This window comes from Pseudomonas sp. m6p, from assembly GCF_055760375.1.
Window position 1 is genome coordinate 3,649,222 of the sequence record NZ_CM147084.1, and the last position, 23,345, is coordinate 3,672,566.

The following is a 23,345-nucleotide window of genomic DNA, read 5'->3' on the forward strand; positions in this document are numbered from 1 at the left end:
CGGTCGCGGGGCGCACATGCAGGTTTTCCTGTTCTGGAAACGCTTAAGCGGGGCGAGGATTTACACCCTTGATCAAGTTGTCAGCCAGGTAATGCCAACGGCTTGTACAGCGTCACGCGGTGCAAGCCCTGATCGCTGGCGGGTGGCGCCGAATCGCAATAGCCCAAATGTCGATAAAAAGCCGCGCCACTGCGGGTACTGGCGATGCACGCCTGCGGCACACCACGAATCCGCAGCCAACCCTCCAGGTCGCTCATCAGCGCACGTCCTGCGCCACGGCGAAACCATTCCGGCTGCACATGGCAAAAGCTGATGTCACCGCTGACCGCGGCCATGCCGACCCCCACCGGTTTGTCCTGTAGCAGGGCGATATTCAGGTAGCAATGCGAGTCGGCAAGGCGCGCACTGATGATGTCGGCGGATTGCCGGTCAATCCAGCGGTTGACCTGCTGCGGGTCGTTGCGGTGTTCCAGCGCACAACCGACGCGAATCGAACGCTCGATGATGCGACTGATGAGGCCGGCGTCGGCAGGTTTCGCTGGACGAATGCAGATCGGTGCTTGCATGGCGCGTTCCCTCAATCCATTGAGTCAGAGCAGCCCCGACCTTAGCGCCGCGATTGCCGAATCGCCAATGCTGAGAAGTTACATTTGATGTGCCACACCACAAATCCCCTGCGGCAGCTCCTACAGGGGGGAAGTGTTTTCAGAGTGACTGCAGCGGCATGGTCAGCTCAACGCGCAGCCCATCCGCGCGGCTGTCGAAATGCAGGGTGCAGGCGCAGCGCTGGACGATAGCCTGGACGATGGCCAGGCCGAGGCCGCAGCCGGTGCTCTGGCCGTTGCGCCAGAAGCGTTGGGTCAGGTGCTGCAGATCTTGCGCCGCAATCCCCGGGCCGTGGTCGCGCACCACAAAACGGGCGCGCTGGCCGACTGTTTCCAAGCTCAGCTCGACCTCAGCGTCCGCGGGGGTATGGCGCAGGGCGTTGTCGAGCAGATTGCGCAACGCGGCAATCGACAACACCGCCGGCATTTGCACTGGCGCACTGGAGAGCTGCTTGGGCAAGTGCAGTTTGATGCGCTGACGCTCACCGCCCGCTGCATCCTGCATCGCCAGTTTCGCCACCTGCTCGGCGCTGCACTGCACGCCGTCATCGAACGACAGACTGCCCTCGACCCGCGCCAGCAACAGCAGTTGCTCCAGCGTGCGGTGCATGCGGTCTGCGCCCTCCTCGGCCCGCGCCAGCGACTGATCGCGGGCACTGCCTTCGGTCATGCGCGCCACTTGCAGGTGGGTCTTGATCGCGGTCAGCGGGCTGCGCAGTTCATGCGCGGCGTCACCGGTCAGGCGGCGTTCACGCTCGATGGTCTTGCCGATGCGCTGGAACAGCTGGTTCTGCGTATCGAGCAACGGTTTCAGTTCGCTGGGAAACGATTGCAATTGCAGCGGCTCAAGCGAGTCGGCATTACGTCGCATCAGTGCTTCGCGCAGCCGATTGAGCGGCGCCAGGCCCTGGCCGATGCCCAGCCACAACAGGCACAGACAACCGAGCAACGCCACGCCGACCGGCACCGAGGCCGCCAGCAGGATCGACATGTTCAGCGCTTCGCGTTCAATCTGCCGATCAGCCGTGGTGATCCGCACGTCGCCTCGCGCGAGGGTAAAACTGCGCCACGGCGCGCCATCGATCATCTGGTCATGGAAGCCCATTTTTTCTGCTTCCAGGGTTTGCTCGGGACTGCTGTGACTACGCGCGAGAATCTCCCCGCGCAACGAACTGACCTGACACGCCATGCCGCCGGGAATGTTCAATTGTTCGGCGCTGAAATGGGTGCCCTCGCCCTTGCTCGGCAGCGCCGGCAGTTGCTCCAGCAGCCCGGCGACCATGCGCGCCGAAGCCACCAGCCGCTGATCGAGGGAAAACATCATTTGATTGCGCAAGTCGCTGAGCATCCAGGCCGCGGCCAGGGCCCAGATCAGGGCAAACGCGGCGCCGAGGGTCAGACTCAGGCGCAGACGCAGGCTCATCACTTCTGTTGTTCTCCACCATCGGCCGGCCCAAGGCGATAACCCAGACCGCGCACGGTTTCGACGATGCCCTTGCCGAGTTTGCTGCGCAGGTGGTGGATATGCACGTTGAGGGCGTTGCTCTCCAGTTCATCATTGAAGCCGTAGACGCTGTCCTTCAACTGCTCGGTGGACAACACCCGGCCACGGTTGTGCAACAGCGCCTGCAACAGCGATTGCTCGCGGCGCGACAAATCCACCGGTTGCCCGGCCAGAGTGGTTTCGCGGCTGCTTGGATCGTAGGTCAGCGCACCGTGCTCAATCAGGTTGACGCTACGCCCGGCGACCCGGCGCAGCAGGGTTTGCAGGCGCGCGAACAATTCACGCAGATCGAAGGGTTTGAGCAGGTAATCGTCAGCCCCGGCTTGCAGGCCGTCGACCCGGTCGGTCACCGAATCGCGCGCAGTCAGGATCAGCACCGGAATTTCCAGGCCCTGTTGACGCAGTTGTTGCAGCAACTTGAGGCCATCTTCGTCGGGCAGGCCAAGATCGAGCACCATCACGTCGAATTCGGCGACCTTGAGCATCGCCCGTGCTTTCGAGGCGGTATTGACGTGCTCGACCGTCAAGCCTTGGGCTGTCAGGCCGGCGACGATGCCACTGGCGATCAACTCATCGTCTTCGCAAACCAGTACGTGCATGGTGGTTCCCTGAAATAAAAGGCAAGTCGAACAGAACAGGATTAAGCCGCAATTATGGCAGGGCGACAACCAACACGGCAGCGACTCGTTTGTTCGCCGGGTCCGGACTCAAAACTGCCAACAGACAACTTGCGCAAGAACAAGGCTCAATCAACATAAAAACAAACTAGCCGACATGAAATTCAACACCTTCAAACTATACAAACCCACAACTAAAAACTAATCTCGATTTCGCAAGTTACATACAACTAATCAAAACTTTAAAAACATAAATCAACCTATTAAAGGAACCATGAATGAGCATTACAAAAAACTTCGTAGCCGTTGACTGGCGCACCGGCCCCGACCGCATTTATTTCTTCTTCCCGGAGAAAAACAGTTATTCCCGTTTCGACTTCGAGGATAACAAAGTACTTTCCGGCTTCCCCAAGCCGGTGGATGGCAAATGGGAAGGCTTCGACAAGACCGCTGCAGACTTGCGCTTTGGCTTTACCACGACGACCACCCACTGGAACGGTGGCGTCGACACGCTCTGGCTGTTCTACGACGAAGGAACAACACCCTCCGTTTGTGAGTTCAGCCAACAATCCGACAAGGCACTCTCGAAAACCCCCATCGCAAAATCAAAGTGGGAAAAAATATTGCCTTACTACGACAAAATCGTTGGCGTCATGTGGGCTGAAAGCACTGCGCAAAGAGAGAGTTACTGGTTCTTGTTAAATGACGGAAACTATCTGATCTACGAAATATACTCAAAGACCCTGGAACTACTACCTCTTAAAGGTTCGCCCTGGGCATCGCTGGAAGAATATAAAAGCCAAATGATGACAGCCGTCACCAATGACTACCCGACCTTCGACACTTACTTTTATGTTTTCCTGAACGACAACCGCTACCTGCGTTATGAACAGAGCGCGAAAAAAGTATTTGGCCCGTATACAATCTCCGACTCAACCTGGCCGGGACTGCTGAAGGACTGAGCCACTCGCAGGCACCAGTGAATCGGCGTCGGGTCGCCCATCCGACATCGTGCGGGGCGGTTAATCATCGGTTAATCGCCACCCGCCACTGTGCACCAGACTTGCACAGGGACAAGGCTCCTCCATGCGTCATTTTTTTCTTTTGTTTGCACTGCTGATCTCCAGCCTGGCCCAGGCCGGGAACAATCCATTCGAGACCAAACCGGAATTTCTGCCGGTCGACAAAGCCTTCGTGCTGACCTCCGAACGCCTGGAATCCGGGCAAACCCAACTGTTCTGGCAGATCACGGACGGCTATTACCTGTACCAGAAACGCCTGAAATTCGACGGTTTGTCGGCAGAGCAGCAGCCGACGTTGCCCGAGGGCGAGTCGCACAGTGACGAATTCTTCGGTGAACAACCGGTGTATCGCCAAGGGCTGGAGGTGAAAGTCCCGGCCTCGGCCAGCGGTCAGATCAAGGTCAGCTATCAGGGCTGCGCCGATGCCGGCCTGTGTTATCCGCCGCAGACCCGGGTCATTGACCTGGGCGGCAAAGCAACACCAACGGCCAGTGCTGAAGCGCCGGATCAAGCCTTGGCCAGCAGCCTGCAACAACGGGCGCTGGGCTGGAGCCTGCTGGTGTTCTTCGGCCTCGGCCTGCTGCTGGCGTTTACCCCGTGTTCATTGCCGATGCTGCCGATTCTGGCGGGCATGATTGTCGGCAGCGGCGCCACCCCGCGTCGTGGTTTCGCCCTGGCCAGCAGCTATGTGATCTGCATGGCGCTGGTGTATGCCGCGATGGGTGTGATCGCCTCGTTGCTCGGCGCCAACCTGCAGGCGTGGCTGCAAAATCCGTGGCTGCTGGGTGCCTTTGCGACGATTTTCGTGGTGTTGGCGCTGCCGATGTTCGGCTTCTTCGAATTGCAATTGCCGGTGGCCTTGCGTGATCGCCTCGAACACGCTTCGCGCAGCCGTAACGGCGGCAGCCTGATCGGCGCCGGAGTGCTCGGCGCGTTGTCCGGTCTGCTGGTCGGCCCGTGCATGACCGCACCGCTGGCCGGCGCCTTGCTGTACATCGCGCAGAGCGGCAATGCGCTGCACGGTGGCTTGATTCTGTTCGCGCTGGGCATCGGCATCGGTGTACCGCTGTTGCTGTTGGTGACCGTCGGCAACCGCTTCCTGCCCAAACCCGGGGCATGGATGAACCTGCTCAAAGGCATCTTCGGTTTCCTGTTCCTCGCGACCGCGCTGCTGATGTTGCGCCCGGTGCTGGACTCGTCGCTGTGGCTGGGACTGTGCGGCGCGCTGCTGCTGATCGCGGCGTTCTGCGCCTGGAAGCAATCGGAAGGCTTCGGCCGCGTCGCCCAGGTGTTCGGCGCCAGTTCGCTGTTGCTCGGTCTGTGGGGCAGCCTGTTGATGATCGGTGCCGCTGGCGGCAGTGACGACCCGTATCAACCGTTGCAGGTGTACAGCGCTGGCCGGGTCGCCAGCACCACGCCGAGCGGGCATGACGCGTTCACCACGATCAAGGATCCGGCAGCCCTGCAGCGCGAACTGGATAGCGCCAAGGCGCAGGGCCAATGGGTGCTGCTCGATTACTACGCCGACTGGTGCGTGTCGTGCAAGGTCATGGAGAAACAGGTGTTCGGCAAGGACAAGGTCATGCAGTCGCTGAGCGATGTGCGCCTGCTGCGCCTCGACGTCACTGCCGACAATGCCGCCAGCCGCGAGCTGCTCGGCCGCTACAAAGTCCCGGGGCCACCGAGTTTTGTCTGGATCGGCACCGACGGCGAAGAGCGGCGCAGCCAGCGCATTACCGGCGAAGTCGATGCCGAGACGTTCCTGCAACGCTGGACCACCACCCGAGACGCCAATTAAATGCTGACGTTCACCCTCGGCACCTTTGCCATCGCGCTCAACCACCTGTTGCTGATCAGTGCCTTGGCGCTGGCGACCTTTGTCGGCTGGCGGGTGGCCAAGCGTGGTGGCGATAACCCCGAGTCGGCGCTGTTCAGCCTGTTCCTGCTGGGCATGCTCGCGGCGCGCGTGGCATTTGTCGCCCTGTACTGGGGCCACTATCGCAACGATCCGTGGCAGATCATCGACCTGCGCGACGGTGGTTTCCTCGCCTGGCCGGGGGTGATCGTGCTGCTGCTCGCCGCTCTCTATCGCGGCTGGCGTCGCCCGGGGCTGCGTCGGCCACTGGGTTTTGGCGTGGCCAGTGGCGTAGTGTTCTGGCTGTTGGCGACCCTGTCACTGAATATCTACGAACAAGGCACGCGCCTGCCGGACATCACCCTGCGCAACGCCGCCGGGGAGACCATCCAGCTCAGCGACTATCAGGGCGGCCCGCTGGTGATCAACCTGTGGGCAACCTGGTGCCCGCCGTGCCGGCGCGAGATGCCGGTGCTGGAAAATGCGCAACAACAACGCCCGGACCTGACCTTTCTGTTCGTCAATCAAGCCGAAAGCATGCAAAGCGTGGCGACTTTTCTTGAAACCCAGGGCCTGAGCCTGAACAACGTGCTGTTCGACCGCAGTGGCCGACTCGGCCAGGCCGTGGGTTCCATGGCACTGCCAACTACGCTGTTCTATAGCCCTGACGGCCGCTTGCTGAGCAGCCATCTGGGCGAACTGTCGAACGCCAGTCTGGCCCGCGCCCTGGAAAACTTCGACACCCCGAATCCAACCGCCGCACCGGCCACCTCTGCAAGGAAACTGCCATGCCCCGCCTCCGCCACCTGCTGACGCTGACCCTGGGCACTGCCCTGCTGCACCTGCCGTCGGTGCAGGCTGCCGAAGAATTGCCCGCCGCGATCAAGCAGATCGAAGCCAAGGGCGCAAAAATCGTCGGCCAGTTCGACGCCCCGGACGGCTTGCGCGGCTATGCGGCGCAGTACCAGAACCGTGGCATGGCGCTGTACCTGACGCCGGACGGCCAGCATGTGTTGCTCGGCAATCTGTACGACGCCGACGGCAAGGACTTGAGCAGCGAACCGCTGCAAAAACTGGTCTACGCGCCGATGGCCAAGGAAATCTGGGGCAAGTTCGAAGCGAGCAACTGGATTCAGGACGGCGACAAGGATGCGCCGCGTACCGTGTACCTGTTCAGCGATCCGAACTGCCCGTACTGCAACATGTTCTGGGAACAGGCGCGGCCATGGGTCAAGGCCGGCAAGGTGCAACTGCGGCACATCATGGTCGGGATCATCCGCGAAGACAGCCCGGCCAAATCCGCAGCCCTGCTGGCCGCGAAAGATCCGGCCAAAGCCCTGGAAGACCACGAAAAGGCCGGCAAGGCCAGCACCCTCAAGCCCTTGAAAGACATTCCAAAAGCGGTGCAGACCAAACTGGCCGCCAACATGCAGTTGATGGAAGACCTGGAACTCCAGGCGACGCCGGCGATTTTCTATATGGATGACAAGGGTGAGCTGCAACAGCAGCAAGGCGCGCCTTCACCGGACAAGTTGGCGAAGATTCTCGGGCCGAAATAAGCCAGATCAAGAGATCGCAGCCTGCGGCAGCTCCTACAGGGGAACGCGTTTTCTGTAGGAGCTGCCGCAGGCTGCGATCTTTTTCAATGTCGCTCAGCCAGGAAGGCGAACAACACCTCAGTAACAAACTGCGGATTCTCCAGACTGGAGATATGCCCCGCTTCCGGCACCAGCACCCACGGGCAGCCGATCAATTCAGCCATTTCCTGTGCTTCGGACGGCGGTCGCGGTTTGTCCTGATCGCCGCACAGCACCAGCGTGGTTGCGGCATTCAATTCGCCCAGACGCGGCAGCAGGTCATCCCGACTGAAGGTGATACGCCCCATGGGCACGATGCTTTCGCGCAGGCGATCCGCGGTGTACGCCGCCAGTTTCGCGCGGAAGTCCTGATACAGCGCCGACTGCGGATCGATGCCCGGGCGGAAGAAGATCGGTACCACGATGTCGAGCAACTGTTCGGAGATCTCGCCGCTTTCCTCGATCTGCTTGAACAGCGAAAAGTAGTACTGGCGGGTGGGTTCCGGCTCCACGCCAACGTACGTATCCATCAGCACCAGGCCATTGAGCCGCTGCGGTGCCGACAAAGCCAGGCGTACGCCCCACATACCGCCGACAGACAGTCCGATCAACGTGACCCGGTCGATACCCAGATGATCGAGCAAGGCCTCGACCTGCCGCGCGATGTCATCCAGCGACGTGGTGCCTGAGGGTAAACGCCCGGACTCACCATGGCCCCACAAATCCAGCGCAATCACCCGGTAGTGCGGTGACAGCGCAGCGATCTGCGGCGCCCACATGGCCGTGTCCCACAGATAACTGCCCGCCAGCAACACGGCCGGGCCGGTGCCTTGATCAATGTAGTGCAGCGCTTGTCCGTCAACCGTGAAGAAAGGCATCGACCACCCCCGCGATGAAAAAGAGAACCGGCAGACTGAGCTGCCGGTTGTTGATCGTCAACCCTGGATATGTACGTGAATATGCCGGTTTATCGGTGTTGAATGCACTGACGCCATCGCTGGCAAGCCAGCTCCCACAGTGATCGAATGTGTACACAAATTATGTGCTCACCATGAAACGTGTGGGAGCTGGCTTGCCAGCGATGGGGCCGGAACAGGCGCTGAAGATTTACAAGCCTTCCAGCTCCGCCATCAGATCATTCAAGCGATCCACCTTGTCCTCGGTCATGTCACTCGCCGCCAGGCCTTCGATGTACTCGGCCAGTTCCTGCACCGTGCTGCACTCGAACATCGCTCGCAGCGGCACATCGCGTTGCAGGGTTTTCTGCACCCGCGAGGCGATCTGCGTGGCCAGCAACGAATGCCCGCCCAGCTCGAAGAAGTTGTCGCGTACCCCGACCTTGTCGACCTTGAGCACTTCGGCCCAGATGTCGGCCAGGGTCTGCTCCAGTTCGTTGCGCGGGGCCAGGTAATCCTCGCTCTGCAACTGGCCGATCTCCAGCGCCGGCAAGGCCTTGCGGTCGAGTTTGCCGTTGGCGTTGTGCGGCAGCTGATCGAGCCACAACCAGTGCAGCGGCACCATGTATTCCGGCAGTTCGCTGCGCAGGCGTTGCTTGATCCGCTCCAGACGTTCGCTCGGGTTGAGCGCCGAATCCGCCGCGACCAGATAGCCGACCAAGTGCTTGCCATTCACGCCTTCCTGCACGCCGACCGCCGCATCGCGGACTTCCGGTTGTTCGTGCAGACGCGCTTCGATTTCACCCAGTTCGATGCGGTAACCGCGAATCTTCACCTGGTGGTCTACCCGGCCGACGTACTCCAGCACCCCGTCACTGCGCCGCCGCGCGAGGTCACCGGTGCGATACAGACGCTCGCCCGGCGCGCCGAACGGGTTCGGCACAAACACCGGCGCGGTGCGCAACGGATCGCTGACGTAACCGCGACCGACGCCGGTCCCGGCCACGCACAACTCACCCACCGCGCCCAGCGGCACCAGTTCCAGCGCGCCATCGACCAGGTACAGCAAGTTGTTGTCGGTCGGCGTACCGATCGGCAAATAGCTGCCGCGAGTCGAGGCCAGGTCGACGCGGAAGAACGCCACGTCATCGGAGCATTCCGCCGGGCCGTAAGCGTTGACCAGACCGATGTCCGGATAACGCAGCAGCCATTGGTGCGCCAGTTCCGGCGGCATCGCTTCACCGGTCGGCAGCATCCAGCGCAGGCCGTCGAGGCTCAGGCGTTCCGAGGCGAGCATGCCCTGAATCAGCGACGGCACGCTCTCCAGCACGGTGATGCCCTGCGCTTGCACATGCACCAGCAAGCCTTGCGGATCGTGGGCGATGACGTTCGGCACGATGTCCACCCGCGCGCCAAACAACGGCGCGGCGAGGAACTGCCAGACCGAAATATCGAAGCTTTGCGAGGCGGTCTGAGCGATCACGTCGGCGTCCGTCAGTTGCAGATACGGCACCTTGCTCAGCTGGTTGTTGAGCATGCCGCGCTGCTCGACCATCACGCCTTTCGGCAACCCGGTCGAACCTGAGGTGTAGATCACGTAGGCCAGGTTGTCCGGGCCACTGTAGATTCCCGGGTTCTGAAGCGATGTCGCCAGCGCCTGCACGTCTTCCCAGACCAACAGCCGTGGACGGTTGGCGCAGCTGAACTCATCGAGCAAAGTCTGCGCCTGTTCGCGGCAGGCTTCGCTGCACACCAGCACTGGCGTGCGGCTCAGTTCGATGATGCGTTGCAGACGCTGGCTCGGCAGACCCGGATCCAGCGGCAGGTAACCGGCACCGGCCTTGAAGCTGCCGATGATCATCCCCAGCAGATCGAGATTACGTTCAGCCAGCAACGCCACCGGTTGATCCATCTGCACCCCGGCCGCAATCAGCGCATGGCCGAGGCGGTTGGCGTTCTGGCTCAGCTCGGCATAGCTCAGTTGCTGATCGAGGCAACTGGCGGCAATGCGTTGCGGATGTTGCGCGACCTGCGCTTCGAACAGCGCCACGTAGCTCTGCTCCAGCGGATAATCGTGGGCGCTCTGGTTGCAGCCGTGCAGCAGGAACTCCTGCTCATCAAAGCCCAGCAGCGGCAGGTCAGCCATGTCGCCATGGAAGCCATCGACCAATGCCAGCAGCAGGCGCTTGAACTCGCCGAGCATGCGCTCGATGGTCGACTCGTCGAAGTAACGCTGGTCATACGACAGGTGCAGGCCGAGGTCATCGCCCGGGTAGCACACCGCCGTCAGCGGGAAGTTGGTGTGGGTCCGACCGGAGTCCGACGTCGCGTTGAGGCTCTGCGCACGGTCCAGCACCGAGACTTCCACCGGCGCGTTCTCGAACACGAACAGACTGTCGAACAGCGGCTGGCCTTTCGGCAGTTCGCTCTGTTCCTGAATGTTCACCAGCGGCAGGTATTCGTACTCGCGCAGTTGCATGTTGCTGTCGAGCAGCCCGCTCAACCACTGCCGCACGCTGGCGCGCTGATCGTCCGCCGGGATCTGCACCCGCAGCGCGATGCTGTTGATGAACAGGCCGACGGTGCGCTGCATCTCCGGCATTTCCACCGGGCGCCCGGCCACGGTCACGCCGAACAGCACGTCGCGATCACCGCTCATGCGGCGCAGCACCAGTGCCCACGCCGCTTGGGCGAAGGTGTTGATGGTCAGTTGATGGGCCTGGGCCAGCTCGCGCAGACGGGCGCCGTCCTCGACATTCAGTCGCGTGTAGCGGTCACCAACGATCATGCCGCCGCTTTCACCCGCATGTTCACGCAAGAACGGCCGGTCGCTCGGGATCGGCGTGGTGCGCTCGAACCCTCGCAGGTTCTGCTGCCACCACTGGCGTGCCTCGGCCAGGCTCTGGCGTTGCAGCCAGCCGATGTAGTCGCGGTAACGCGGCGGCAGCGACAACTGTGCTTCGCGACCTTCACCGAGGGCGGTGTAGATCTCGAAGAAATCGTTCATCAGCAGCGAACGGCACCAGGCATCGATGAGGATGTGGTGGTTGCTCATCATGAACCAGTAACGCGCCGCGCCGACCTTGATCAGGCGCAGGTGGAACGGTGCCTGATTGAGCAGATCGAAGCCGGCCTCGCGCTCGCTTTTCAGCAGCGCCTGCAGCTTCGGTTCTTGCTCTTCTTCGGCAACGGCGCTCCAGTCCAGGTACTCGATCGGCGTGCGGCCCGGCGTGTGGATCACTTGCAGCATGTCCTCGCCGACGTTCCAGCAGAACGACGCACGCAACGCTTCATGACGGGCGACCACCGCTTGCCAGGCCTGGGCGAAACGCTCGGGATCGAGCTCGCTGTTGATGCGGTAGCGATCCTGCATGTAGTACAGACCGGTGCCCGGTTCGAGCAAGGTGTGCAGCAACATGCCTTCCTGCATCGGCGTCAGCGGATAGACGTCTTCGATCTGCGCGGCTGGCACCGGCAGGGCATCGAGTTGCGCCTGGGTCAGTTTCGCCAGCGGGAAGTCCGACGGTGTCAGGCCGCCGGCTTCGTCCTGCAGGCAATGTTCGATCAGACTTTGCAGCTCGCCGAGGTAAGCGTCGGCCAGGTCATTGATGGTCTGCGCGTCATAACGTTCGGCGCTGAAGGTCCAGCGCAGCAACAGTTCACCGCCATACACCTGACTGTCGATGCTCAGCTCGTTGGGCAGCGGCGCCTGCGGATCGTGGGCTGCACCGACCGGCTCATCCAGCGGACGGAACAGTGCATCGCTGGCGAAACTCTGGTCGAACTGGCCGAGGTAGTTGAAGGTCACCGGAGCATTCGGCAACGCCGCCATGCTGCGCTGGCTGAGGTCATCGGCCAGATAACGCAGCACGCCATAACCGAGGCCTTTGTGCGGCACGGCGCGCAGTTGCTCCTTGATCGCCTTGATCGAAGCGCCCTGCCCGGCGGCCTCTTCGATGTTGTGCGGGGTCAGGCGTAATGGATAAGCGCTGGTGAACCAGCCGACGGTGCGGGTCAGGTCGATCTCGTCGAACAGGGTTTCGCGGCCGTGGCCTTCCAGTTGGATCAATGCCGACGGCTGCCCGCTCCAGCGGCACAGCACACGGGCCAGCGCGGTCAGCAGCAGGTCGTTGACCTGCGTGCGGTAGGCGCGCGGCGTCTGCTGCAGCAATTGTCCGGTACGCTCGGCATCCAGGCGCACGCTGACGGTTTGCGCGTGACGATTCTGCTGTCCGCCCTGCGGGTTTTCGCACGGCAGCTCGGTGTTCGGCCCGGCCAGTTGGGTTTGCCACCAGTTCAGTTCTTCACGCAACGATTCGCTGCCGGCATAGGCCTGCAAACGTGCTGCCCAATCCTTGAAGGCACTGGTTTTCGCCGGCAGTTGTACCGACTGTTCGGCGTCGAGCTGGCGATACACGGTTTGCAGATCGTCAAGCAGCACGCGCCACGACACACCGTCGACCACCAGGTGATGGATCGCAATGAACAGGCGTTGCTGACCTTCGGGACCATCGACCAGCAAGGCGCGCAGCAACGGGCCATTTTGCAGATCGAGACTGCGCTGGGCATCGGCAAACAGCGCTGCGCACTTGTCCATCGCCGCCACCCGCACCTGCCACAACACCTCGGCGTCGGACACCGGTTGATGCGTGGCCTGCCATTGATCGTTGGCCTGAGTGAAGCGCAGACGCAGGGCGTCGTGCTGTTCGATCACTGCCAGCAGCGCCTGCTCCAGACGATGCGGTTCCAGCGCCACGCTCGGCTCCAGCAGCAACGCCTGGTTCCAGTGTTGACGCTCAGGAATATCAGTGTCGAAGAACCAGTGTTGAATCGGCGTCATCGCCGACTCACCGAGCACCAGTCCCTGCTCGGCAGTGACTTGCTCGCTGCGGCTGGCGACTGCAGCCAGGGTCTGCACCGTCTGATGCTGGAACAGATCCCGCGGGCTGAAATGAATGCCTTGCTGCCGCGCCCGGCTGACCACCTGAATCGACAGGATCGAGTCGCCACCGAGCTCAAAGAAGTTGTCGTTGAGACCGACCTGTTTGACGTTGAGCACCTCGCACCAGACCTGCGCCAGGGTCTGCTCCAAATCATTGCTTGGCGCGACGTAGTGCTGACGATTCAGCTCGGGATCCGGTGCCGGCAAGGCGCGGCGGTCGAGTTTGCCGTTGGCGGTCAGCGGCATGCTCGCCAGCAGGATCAGGTGCGTCGGCACCATGTAATCCGGCAGTTGCGCCTTGAGGTGTGACTTCAGTGCTTCACGCAGTTCGGCCTGTTGCGCTTCGCCTTGCTCGGCGACGTCGCTGACCAGATAACCAACCAGTTGCTTGCCGCTCGGCGCATCCAGCGCCAGCACCACCGCTTCGCGGATCGAGTGGTGATCGAGCAGACGGGTTTCGATCTCGCCCAACTCGATGCGGAAACCACGGATTTTCACCTGATGGTCGATCCGCCCCAGATATTCCACCAGCCCATCGGCACGCTGGCGCACCAGATCGCCGGTGCGGTACATGCGCCCGCCATCGGCGGCAAATGGGTCAGCCACGAAACGCTCGGCGCTGATGCCTGGACGGTCGTGATAACCCTGGGCCAGACCGGCGCCGCCGACGAACAACTCACCGGTCGCGCCTTGCGGCACCAGTGCCAGATCGGCGTCGAGAATGTACGCCACACGGTCACCGATCACGCTGCCGATCGGCACGCTGCCGGCGCCCTCTTCCAGCACTTCCGGCGCCAGACTGGCCAGTGGCATGACCACGGTTTCGGTCGGGCCATAGGCGTTGAAGAACAGGCTCGGTTTGAATGCGGCGCGAATCCGTTGCAGGTGCTCGCCGGTCAGCGCTTCGCCACCGGTGATGATCATCCGCACCGGCAGAACCTGGTTTTGCGTCGCGAGGAACTGCGCCAACTGGCTGCCATAGCTCGGGGTGAAGCCGAGCACATTGATCCGATGAGTGCGGATCAAGCCGCAGATTTCTTCCGCGTCCCACTGCCCTTGCGCTCGCAAAACCACCTGCGCGCCGCTGAGCAACGGCACCAGCAGACGCTCGGTGGCAGCGTCGAAGTTGATCGAATAGAAGTGCAGTTCGCAGTCGTCCGGACGCATGCCGAAACGCTCGATCACCGCCTGGCAATGCATGGCGATTTCACCGTGCGACACCACCACGCCTTTCGGCTTGCCGGTCGAGCCCGAGGTGTAAATCAGATAGGCCTGATGCTGCGGCAGGCTGATAAAAGGCAACTCGCTGACCGGGTAATCCACCAGCGCCGCGCTGTCATCTTCCAGGCACCAGCGCGCCACGCTCGACGGCAAATCGCCGAGGGCGTTGAACATCGCGCGGTCACTGAGCAGCAGACCGATGCGGCTGTCTTCGATCATGTAATGCAGACGGTCGAGCGGGTATTCCGGGTCCAGCGGCACATAAGCGCCACCGGCCTTGAGAATCGCCAGCAGGCCGACGACCATTTCCAGCGAGCGCTCCAGCGCCAGACCGACCCGCACCTGCGGACCGACCCCACGCTCGCGCAGGGCCCAGGCCAGACGATTGGCGCGGGCATCGAGTTCGGCGTAGCTCAACGTCTGCCCGGCGAACGTCAGCGCTGGCGCGTCTTTGCGCGCCAGCGCCTGCTCGGCGAACAGATGATGGATGCATTGATCGAGACGCCGTTCGCCCGGTTCGACACCGAGGCTGTCGAGCAGGTGTTGCTGCTCCGTCGGGTCGAGCAGCGGCAACTGGCTCAGACGCTGTTGCGGATCGGCGATCAGCGCTTCCAGCAGATTGCGCCAATGTTTGGCCATGCGCGCAATGGTCGGTTCATCGAACAGATCGGTGCTGTAGGTCAGGCAGCAACCGAGACGATGGTCGAGGTCGGTGACTTCCAGGTTGAGGTCGAACTTGGTCGCCCGCGCATCGTTGGCCAGGTACTCGACGGTCATCCCGGCGAGCATCCGGCTCTGCTGGAACTCCCAGCGCTGCACGTTGCACATCACCTGGAACAGCGGGTTGTACGCCGCACTGCGTGGCGGTTGCAGTGCTTCGACCAGATGATCGAACGGCAGGTCCTGATGCGACTGGCCTTCGATCACGGTGTGGCGCACTTGCTCGAACAATTCGCCCACCGACATCTGCCCGTCGAGCTGGCAACGCAGCACCTGAGTGTTGAGAAATGCGCCGATCAGCCCTTCGCTTTCCGGGCGGATCCGGTTGGCCACCGGTGCGCCGATGCGCAGGTCGGTCTGGCCGCTGTAGCGGTAGAGCAAGGTGGCGAGCGCGGCGGTCATGGTCATGAACAGGGTCAGACCGTTTTGCGCATTGAACGCTCGGACGCGGGCGGCGAGATCATCGCTGAGATCAAAACGGAACAACTCGCCCTGATGGCTTTGCACCGGCGGACGCGGACGGTCGCCGGGCAGTTCCAGCAACGGATGTTCGCGACCGAGTTGCGCGGTCCAGTAGTCGAGTTGGCGCTGACGCTCACCGGACTCCAGCCAGTTGCGCTGCCAGACGCTGTAATCGAGGTATTGCACCGGCAACGCTTCAAGCGGCGAGTCGCGTTCATCGACGAAGGCTTCGTACAGCGCGCTGAGCTCGCGGGCAAAAATGTCCATTGCCCAGCCTTCGGTGACGATGTGGTGCAGGGTCAGGACAAAGTAATGCTCATGCTCGGCGGTCTTGACCAGACAGGCGCGCAGCAGCGGGCCGCTTTCCAGGTCGAACGGCAGATGCGCTTCTTCGTCGGCCAGTTGCTGGACTTTCTGTTCGCGCTGGTCAGCCGGCAGTTTCGAGAAATCCTTCCAGCCCATGCGCACGCCGGTCTCGGCATGCACCTGCTGACGGGCCACGCCATCGACGCTCGGGAACGTGGTGCGCAGGGTTTCGTGGCGCAGGATCAACGCCTGCAACGCCGCCTCGAAATGCTCGACGTGCAACACGCCGCGCAGGCGCGCCATGCCGCCGACGTTGTACGCCGGGCTGTCCGGCTCCATCTGCCAGAGGAACCACATGCGTTGCTGCGAATAGGACAGCGGTACGGCTTGGCGGCGATCGACTTTGGCAATTGGCGGCTGTTGGTTGGTCTGGCCGCTGGCCTGGATCAGGCGGATCTGTTCGGCGAAATCACCGAGTTCGCTGTGTTCGAACAAGGCGCGCAGCGGCAACTCGACGTCACAGGCCTGACGGCTGCGCGAGATGATTTGTGTGACCAGCAACGAGTGCCCGCCAAGGGCGAAGAAATCGTCGCGCAGACCGATCCGTGGCAGACCCAGCACTTCACGCCAGATCGCGGCGATCTGTTGTTCCAGCTCGGTGGCCGGTTCGACGTGTTCGCGCACTTGCCACTGCGGCTCGGGCAAGGCGCGGCGGTCGAGCTTGCCGCTCGGGCTCAGGGGCATTGCATCCAGACGCATCAGTTGCGCCGGGACCATGTATTCCGGCAGCTCGGCGGCCACCGCGGTTTTCAGGCGGGCGATCTGCACGTGCTGATCTTCGCTCGCATCGACAGCGGTGAAGTAGCCGATCAGTTGCGCGCCGGCCACGGTTTCGCGCACCAGCACCACGGCCTGGGCGACGCCGTTTTGCGCCAGCAGCCGCGCTTCGATTTCTTCCGGTTCAACGCGGAAACCACGCAGTTTGACCTGCTGATCGAGGCGCCCGAGGTATTCGATCACGCCGTCAGCCGTCCAGCGAGCACGGTCACCGGTGCGGTACAGACGCGCGCCCTGCTCGCCCAACGGGTCGACCACAAAGCGCTCGGCCGTCAGTGCCGGACGACCAAGGTAACCCCGGGCCAGACCGATGCCACTGATGCACAGTTCACCCGGTACACCGGCCGGCACAGGATTGAGATCGGCGTCGAGCACGCGACAGATCACGTTGCCCAGCGGCCGGCCAATCGGCGAGCGCTCGCCATCGGCCGTGGTGCAGTGCCAGTGAGTGACGTTGATCGCGGTTTCGGTCGGGCCGTAACGGTTGTGCAGTTGCACCGCCGGCAGTTGCGCCAGCACGCGGTTGCGCAGTTCCGCCGGCAGCGCTTCACCGCCGGAGAACACCCGACGCAGGCTGGTGCATTCGGCGCTCAGCGGCTCGTCGATGAACAGCGAAAGCAGCGGTGGTACGAAGTGCAGCGTGGTCACGCCATATTCTTGAACAAGCTGCGCGATACGATGCGGATCGCGGTGTTCACCGGGGTCGGCGATCAGCAGACGCGCGCCAGTGATCAGCGGCCAGAAGCATTCCCACACCGATACGTCGAAACTGATCGGCGCCTTTTGCATCAGCACGTCGCTGTCATTCAGGCGATAGCTGTCCTGCATCCACTGCAGCCGTTCGGCCAATGCGGCGTGGGTGTTGCCGACGCCTTTCGGTTGCCCGGTGGAGCCGGAGGTATAAATCACGTAAGCGAGGTTGTCGCCGTGCAGGTGCAGACCCGGTGCCTGGCTCGGCCAGTTTTCCAGGTGCAACGCGTCCATGGCGATCACGCTGACGCCGTCACTGGCCGGCAGACGTTCGAGCAATGCAGTCTGGGTCAACAACAGTTCGACGCCGCTGTCGCGGAGCATGTAGGCCAGACGTTCGGCCGGGTAATCCGGATCCAGCGGCACGTAAGCGCCACCGGCCTTGATGATCGCCAGCAGGCCGATCAGCAGTTGCGGCGAACGCTCGGCAGCGATTGCCACGCACGCGTCCGGGCCGACACCTTTGTCGCGCAGGTAGTGCGCGAGGCGGTTGGCCTGGGCGTGCAATTCGGCGAAGTCGAGGCTACCTCCGTCCCACACCAGCGCGGTGCGTTCCGGGGTCTGCCGCGCCTGTTCGTTGAGCAGTTCCGGCAGCCAGTGTTGCGCCGGGGTGCAGGGGGCGATGCTCCATGCTTGTTGCTGTTCGTGCTCGCACGGCGTCAGCAATGGCAGGTCGCCGATCGCCTGCTGCGGTTGCTCGCAGACGGCGCGCAGCAGGTTGCTGAAATGTTCGGCCAGACGCTCGATGGTCGCCGCCTCGAACAGTTCATCGGCGTAGTCGAAGGACAAGGTCAGGCGCCCGTTGCGATCCTCTTCGCTGTGCAGTTGCAGGTCGAACTTGGCTTCGCGGCTGTGCCACGGCAGTTCTTCGGCGAGCAGGCCCGGCAGACGCTTGAGCGCACTCAGGTCGCGCTGCTGGTGGTTGAACATGACCTGGAACAGTCCCTGTTCGCGAGCCTGCGGGAACGCTTCGAGCAGTTGTTCGAACGGCAGATCCTGATGGGCCTGAGCCCCCAGCGCAGCCTCGCGGGTCTGCGCCAGCAACTCGCCAAACGACTGCCGCGAATCAACCTCGGCACGCAGTACCTGGGTGTTGATGAAGAAGCCGATCAGGCCCTGGGTTTCCAGGCGCGGACGGTTGGCATTTGGGATGCCGATGCGGATATCGCGTTGACCGCTGTAGCGGTGCAGCAGGCTCTGGAACGCTGAGAGCAACAGCATGAATGGCGTCGATTGATGCGCCTGCGCAGTCTGCTTGATCGCGTCGCTGAGGCTCACGCCGAGGCGCACGCTGTGGCGCGCGGCGCTGTGCAATTGTCTGGCCGAGCGCGGGTGATCGGTGGCCAGTTCCAGCACCGGATGGTCGTTGCCCAGTTGGGCTTTCCAGTACGCCAGTTGCCGCTCGCCCTCGCCTTGCGCCAGCCATTCGCGCTGCCAGCTGCCGTAGTCGGCGTATTGAGTGGGCAGCGGCGCAAGTTCGGCGCGCTGGCCTTGGGATGCCGCGGCGTACAGGCGCGAGAATTCATCGATCAGCACGTTCAGCGACCAGCCGTCGGCGATGATGTGGTGCAGCGTCACCAGCAACTGGTGATCTTCGTCGTCGAGGCGCACCAGCGTCACCCACAGCAGTGGGCCTTTTTCCAAGTCGAATTGTGTGCGTGCTTCGTCTTCGCGGATCTGTTGCGCGCGGGCTTCACGCTCGTGCACTGGCAAGTCGCTGAGGTCAATCAGTTGCAGATTGAATTCAGGCGCCGCCTCGACCTGTTGCAGCGCCACACCGTCACGCTCGAAAAAGCGCGTGCGCAGCGATTCGTGGCGTTCGATCAGTTGCTGGAAGCTGGCGCGCACCGCGTCCTCGTCCAGCTCGCCACGCAGACGCAGGGCACCGGGAATGTTGTAGGCGCTGCTGTGCGGGTCGAGTTGCCAAGTGATCCACAGCCGGTTTTGCGCCAGCGATTGCGGCAGTGCTTCAGTGCGCGACAACGGGGTGATTTCGCCTTGGGCGCTGCCGCCGTCCTGTTGCTGTTGCGCCACGGCAGCGGCGAATGCGGACAGGATCGGCGCCTCGAACAGCAGACGCAGGTTCAGCTCCAGGCCCAGTTCTTCGCGCACCTTGGCGATCACTTGAGTTGCTGCAATCGAGTTGCCGCCGAGCAGGAAGAAGTGGTCGTCGGCGTTGACCTGTTTGAGATTGAGTTGCTCGGCCCAGAGCTTGCCGATCAGGGCTTCCAGCTCGGAAGCCGCCAGGGTCGATTCGGTATTTTGCACCTCGGCGGACGGGAACACCGCGTAGCTGTCAAGGCTGCCATCGGCCAGACGCGTGGGGCACGCCGAGCGTTGCAGCTTGCCGCTGGACGTCTTCGGCAATGCGCCGGGGTTGAGCAGCACCACCACGCTCGGCGCTTCCTGACAGGCCTCGGCCACCGCTTGGCGAATGGCTTTGATCAGCGCTTCGGGCGGCAGGATTTTCTGCACGCTGCGGCTGATTTCCGCCGCGATGCCAATGCCTTCTTCACCGCCCTGATTGACCGCGAATGCCGCGACGCGACCTTTGCGCACCACTTCCACTTCACGCTCGACGGTTTGCTCGATGTCCTGCGGATAGAGGTTGTGACCGCGCACGATCAGCATGTCTTTCAGGCGCCCGGTGATGAACAGTTCACCGTCGCGGATGAAGCCCAGATCGCCAGTGCGCAGCCAGGTCTGCCCGGCGTGCTGGACAAAGGTCTTGGCGCTGGCCTCGGGGTTGCGCCAGTAGCCGTGAGCGATGCTCGGCCCGGCGGCCCAGACTTCACCGACGAGGTTGTCGGCTCGTTCTTTGAGCGTGACCGGGTCGGCAATCAGCACCGCGTGATCGGGCTGGCTGATGCCACAACTCATGATCGCACTGCCGTCGCCCGGCTCGGCACGATTTTGCGCCAGCGCTTGATCGTCCACGCGTAACGCAGGAATACCGGTGCCACGCGGTGTGCCGGCAACAAACAGCGTCGCTTCGGCCAAACCATAGGAGGCCATGAAGCTGTCTTCGCTGAAGCCGCACGCGGTGAACTTCTCGGCGAAGCGCTCGAGGGTATCGAGACGGATCGGTTCGGAACCGGAATAGGCTACGCGCCAGCGGCTCAGGTCGAGTCGTTCCAGCGCCGATTCGCTGACCCGCTCGCTGCACAAGCGATAGGCGAAATCCGGCCCGCCGCTGATGGTGCCGCCGTATTGGCTAATCGCTTCAAGCCAGCGCAACGGACGACCGAGGAAGTACGCCGGCGACATCAGGATGCACGGCACGCCGCTGAAAATCGGCTGCAGCAATCCGCCGATCAGGCCCATGTCGTGGTACAGCGGCAGCCAGCTGACGATCACGTCGTCGGGGTTTACGTCGATGCCGAAACCGTGGCGAATCAGCAGCTCGTTGGCCACCAGATTGCCGTGGCTGACCTGCACGCCTTTGGGCAGCGCGGTAGAACCGGAGGTGTATTGCAGAAAGGCGATGTGGTCCTGCGGCAGGGTCGGCTCAATCCAGGACTCGGCCAGCGTGTTGTCGAGCGTATCGACGCACAGCAACGGCGGCGCGCCTTCGATGTGTTGCAAGGCATCGCGCAGGTCGGCGCTGGTCAGCAGCAAACGCGGTTCGGCATCGGCAATGATCGACAGCAGGCGTTCCTGATGATGACGACGGGCGGACTCCGGCGGATAAGCCGGCACCGCGATCACCCCGGCGTACAGGCAACCGAAAAACGCCGCGACGTAATCCGCGCCGCTGGGGAACAGCAGCACCGCGCGATCACCGAACTCAGCCTGGGCCTGCAATGCGGCAGCAATGGTGCGCGCGCGTTGATCCAGTTCGCGGTAACTGAGCACCACGCCCTGCTCCTCGGTTTCGGCGAGAAAGCGCAGGGCCAGGCGCTCCGGCGTGTGTGCCGCTCGGCGCTGGAGGGCTTGGACCAGAGTGCTGGGGAGTTCGAACGCGTCGGTCATGAGGTTTCCTGCCTGAATTCGGCTTGCTAGTGGAATCGAGGGGCTGCGTCACGCCGGTCGAGGGCGTGCAGGGCGTGGTCTGTGCCGACCGCGCAAGGCTTGCGGAATGCTGTCTGGCCGGGGCTGTGCGCCCGAAGCCATTCACCAATGAGAACGGATGACGTCTGCAAATAATTAGTCAGCGGGCAGGATCGCCAACGGGGGCCGGGGTGTGGCGGTGTGTCGCAGTTCTCGATTCGCACCTTTACGGAGCATTAGTTCTCTTTCTCAATTGACAATCATTATCATTCAACATAATTTGTCGCTCGATGTGTAGGACGGCCTCGTCCCCCGGCGTCCCACTAACCTATTGGCAGCAAGGTGATTTCCATGACGGAACAAGTATCCACAAGCAGGTGCGATTCACCGCTACTTCAGGCCTTCGTCGACAATCGACTGATTCTGGTCAAGATCGCAGCGCGCATTACCGGTTGCCGTTCGCGCGCCGAAGACGTGGTGCAGGATGCGTTCTTCCGCTTGCAATCGGCGCCGCCGATCACCTCATCGATCAAGGCGCAATTGAGTTACCTGTTCCAGATCGTGCGCAACCTCGCCATCGATCACTACCGCAAACAGGCGCTGGAACAGAAATACTCGGGCCCCGAAGAGGAAGGGTTGAATGTGGTCATTCAAGGCGCTTCGCCGGAAACCTCGCACATCAATTTCTCGACGCTGGAGCACATCGCCGACGCGCTGACCGAACTGCCCAGCCGCACCCGTTACGCCTTCGAGATGTACCGCCTGCACGGCGTGCCGCAAAAGGACATCGCCAAGGAACTCGGCGTCTCGCCGACCCTGGTCAACTTCATGATTCGCGATGCACTGGTGCACTGCCGCAAGGTGTCGGGCAGCCGTGGGGATGCGGCCTCGATGGGTCGGCGCTAAGTCCGGTTCATCGCAGAAAAAAGATCGCAGCCTTCGGCAGCTCCTACATGAGGTGTATTCCTCTGTAGGAGCTGCCGAAGGCTGCGATCTTTTGCTTTTACGCCAGCTTGCACCGATCAAAAAACCGCTCACGCCCCAGAATCATCAACGCCGCGCGCTTGTGCGGAAAGTCGAACTCCTTCTCGCAGTGGAAGCACTGGTTGTGCATGTGGCCGATCATCTTCGCGTTATCGGCACGCGGTTCAGCGACCACACGCTGGGTCCGCGGATCATCCAGAAACAGGTAGTGCACCAGCGCCGACAGCCAGCTCGCGACCTTGTGCGGGCCACGGTGGTTTTCCTCTCCCACCAGCATGTGAATGCCACGGTCGTAATTGTCGGCGTCGTAGAACGGCGCGATACGGTCTTCCTTGGCCCAGTAGGCCTCGAAATAGGCAAACGGTTGATCGTCGAAACAGCCGATCAGCGTCAGGGTGTGCGGATCGGCATCGAGCTTGCTCAGGTATTCGCGATGCTGCTCGAGACTGCCCTCCTCCTGCCAGAAACTGGCGACACGCGGACTGTTCTGCCAGCGATTGAAACGCGCCAGATCCTGCTCGATCTCCACCGTACGCAGGGAAATCCACGCCCCGAGACGCGCATCGAAACGCCGATAGACCTCGCCACGCGGCTTTGCCGGGCGCAGCGGATGGCGCTTGCCGTGACTGATCACCATTTGTTGCGGGTAGCTGCCGGTCAGCGACGTGCCCAACCAGGGTTGCGGCAACTGCCAGAACAGGGTGCGTTCGCAGCGGTATTCGCCAGCCACTTCGGTGCTGACCAGCAAACCGCTGAGCAACGCTTCAGTGGGTGGTTGATCGAGTTGCCAGAGCAGTTGCTGACAGTCCGGATCGCGTGCGAACAACCAGTAACAGGCCGCCCACAGCGCCTGCCCCACAGGCAGTGCATAACGCTCGTCGAGCTGGATCGGGCCTTTGGCCAGGCGATCCAGGCGCAGGCGAATCAGCGGTTGCCCGTCCAGGCTCAGGCTCAGACGGCTTTCAGTGGCATCGGCTACCAGTTGGCTGCCCGAAGGCAGGGCCAGGGCAGTCAGGTCATTCAGATTGGACATGGGTCGGGCTCACGATAATCGTCG

Annotated in this window: 11 protein-coding genes; 5 read left to right on the top strand and 6 right to left on the bottom strand. The window is 62.4% G+C overall.

Annotated elements, in window-relative coordinates; all coding sequences use genetic code 11:
• Nucleotides 1–80 precede the first annotated feature (80 nt).
• The 3 genes from ACYZUM_RS16525 to ACYZUM_RS16535 all read right to left on the bottom strand — a co-directional run bounded on the left by ACYZUM_RS16525 (nucleotide 81) and on the right by ACYZUM_RS16535 (nucleotide 2,708).
• The gene (locus ACYZUM_RS16525) at nucleotides 81–566 is read right to left on the bottom strand and encodes a GNAT family N-acetyltransferase (RefSeq protein WP_108183371.1); all 486 of its coding nucleotides are present in this window, start codon (nucleotides 564–566) and stop codon (nucleotides 81–83) included.
• A 139-nt stretch (nucleotides 567–705) separates the two neighbouring features.
• Nucleotides 706–2,028, bottom strand: a complete 1,323-nt coding sequence (locus ACYZUM_RS16530) for an ATP-binding protein (protein WP_108183372.1) — start codon at nucleotides 2,026–2,028, stop codon at nucleotides 706–708.
• Entirely contained in the window at nucleotides 2,028–2,708 is a 681-nt protein-coding gene (locus ACYZUM_RS16535; protein ID WP_007969056.1) for a response regulator, read from the bottom strand. The genes ACYZUM_RS16530 and ACYZUM_RS16535 overlap by 1 nt, the downstream gene beginning before the upstream one ends.
• Nucleotides 2,709–3,004: 296 nt before the next feature.
• On the opposite strand from ACYZUM_RS16535, the gene ACYZUM_RS16540 reads away from it, so the two are divergent.
• The 4 genes from ACYZUM_RS16540 (at nucleotide 3,005) to dsbG (ending at nucleotide 7,162) form a co-directional block, all read left to right on the top strand.
• On the top strand, nucleotides 3,005–3,688 hold the full coding sequence (locus tag ACYZUM_RS16540; protein ID WP_041069709.1) for a hypothetical protein: 684 nt from the start codon (nucleotides 3,005–3,007) through the stop codon (nucleotides 3,686–3,688).
• A 124-nt stretch (nucleotides 3,689–3,812) separates the two neighbouring features.
• Nucleotides 3,813–5,546, top strand: coding sequence for a protein-disulfide reductase DsbD (gene dsbD, locus ACYZUM_RS16545; protein ID WP_108183373.1), 1,734 nt, complete (start codon nucleotides 3,813–3,815; stop codon nucleotides 5,544–5,546).
• Entirely contained in the window at nucleotides 5,547–6,416 is an 870-nt protein-coding gene (locus ACYZUM_RS16550) for a TlpA disulfide reductase family protein (protein WP_095668688.1), read from the top strand.
• Nucleotides 6,392–7,162 carry a thiol:disulfide interchange protein DsbG gene (gene dsbG / locus ACYZUM_RS16555; protein WP_047295374.1) on the top strand — a complete coding sequence of 257 codons (771 nt, stop codon included), beginning with the start codon at nucleotides 6,392–6,394 and terminating at the stop codon, nucleotides 7,160–7,162. Before ACYZUM_RS16550 ends, dsbG begins: the two co-directional genes overlap by 25 nt.
• An 83-nt stretch (nucleotides 7,163–7,245) precedes the next feature.
• Here the strand turns inward: dsbG and ACYZUM_RS16560 are convergent, their stop codons facing one another.
• Both ACYZUM_RS16560 and ACYZUM_RS16565 read right to left on the bottom strand, forming a co-directional pair.
• Nucleotides 7,246–8,058, bottom strand: a complete 813-nt coding sequence (locus tag ACYZUM_RS16560; RefSeq protein ID WP_108183374.1) for an alpha/beta fold hydrolase — start codon at nucleotides 8,056–8,058, stop codon at nucleotides 7,246–7,248.
• 229 nt (nucleotides 8,059–8,287) lie between these two features.
• Nucleotides 8,288–21,286 carry a non-ribosomal peptide synthetase gene (locus ACYZUM_RS16565; protein WP_108183375.1) on the bottom strand — a complete coding sequence of 4,333 codons (12,999 nt, stop codon included), beginning with the start codon at nucleotides 21,284–21,286 and terminating at the stop codon, nucleotides 8,288–8,290.
• Nucleotides 21,287–21,655: 369 nt separating this feature from the next.
• Here ACYZUM_RS16565 and ACYZUM_RS16570 point away from each other — a divergent pair, with 369 nt between their 5' ends.
• Entirely contained in the window at nucleotides 21,656–22,210 is a 555-nt protein-coding gene (locus ACYZUM_RS16570) for an RNA polymerase factor sigma-70 (protein ID WP_027613402.1), read from the top strand.
• 97 nt (nucleotides 22,211–22,307) lie between these two features.
• Here the strand turns inward: ACYZUM_RS16570 and ACYZUM_RS16575 are convergent, their stop codons facing one another.
• Nucleotides 22,308–23,321, bottom strand: coding sequence for a GNAT family N-acetyltransferase (locus tag ACYZUM_RS16575; RefSeq protein ID WP_108183376.1), 1,014 nt, complete (start codon nucleotides 23,319–23,321; stop codon nucleotides 22,308–22,310).
• Nucleotides 23,322–23,345 lie beyond the last annotated feature (24 nt).

Coding starts and splice junctions, on each gene's coding strand:
- ACYZUM_RS16570 (WP_027613402.1), top strand. CDS start 21,656: ATGACGGAACAAGTATCCACAAGCAGGTGCGATTCACCGCTACTTCAG.
- ACYZUM_RS16575 (WP_108183376.1), bottom strand. CDS start 23,321: ATGTCCAATCTGAATGACCTGACTGCCCTGGCCCTGCCTTCGGGCAGC.
- ACYZUM_RS16565 (WP_108183375.1), bottom strand. CDS start 21,286: ATGACCGACGCGTTCGAACTCCCCAGCACTCTGGTCCAAGCCCTCCAG.
- ACYZUM_RS16560 (WP_108183374.1), bottom strand. CDS start 8,058: ATGCCTTTCTTCACGGTTGACGGACAAGCGCTGCACTACATTGATCAA.
- ACYZUM_RS16530 (WP_108183372.1), bottom strand. CDS start 2,028: ATGAGCCTGCGTCTGCGCCTGAGTCTGACCCTCGGCGCCGCGTTTGCC.
- dsbG (WP_047295374.1), top strand. CDS start 6,392: ATGCCCCGCCTCCGCCACCTGCTGACGCTGACCCTGGGCACTGCCCTG.
- ACYZUM_RS16525 (WP_108183371.1), bottom strand. CDS start 566: ATGCAAGCACCGATCTGCATTCGTCCAGCGAAACCTGCCGACGCCGGC.
- ACYZUM_RS16535 (WP_007969056.1), bottom strand. CDS start 2,708: ATGCACGTACTGGTTTGCGAAGACGATGAGTTGATCGCCAGTGGCATC.
- dsbD (WP_108183373.1), top strand. CDS start 3,813: ATGCGTCATTTTTTTCTTTTGTTTGCACTGCTGATCTCCAGCCTGGCC.
- ACYZUM_RS16550 (WP_095668688.1), top strand. CDS start 5,547: ATGCTGACGTTCACCCTCGGCACCTTTGCCATCGCGCTCAACCACCTG.
- ACYZUM_RS16540 (WP_041069709.1), top strand. CDS start 3,005: ATGAGCATTACAAAAAACTTCGTAGCCGTTGACTGGCGCACCGGCCCC.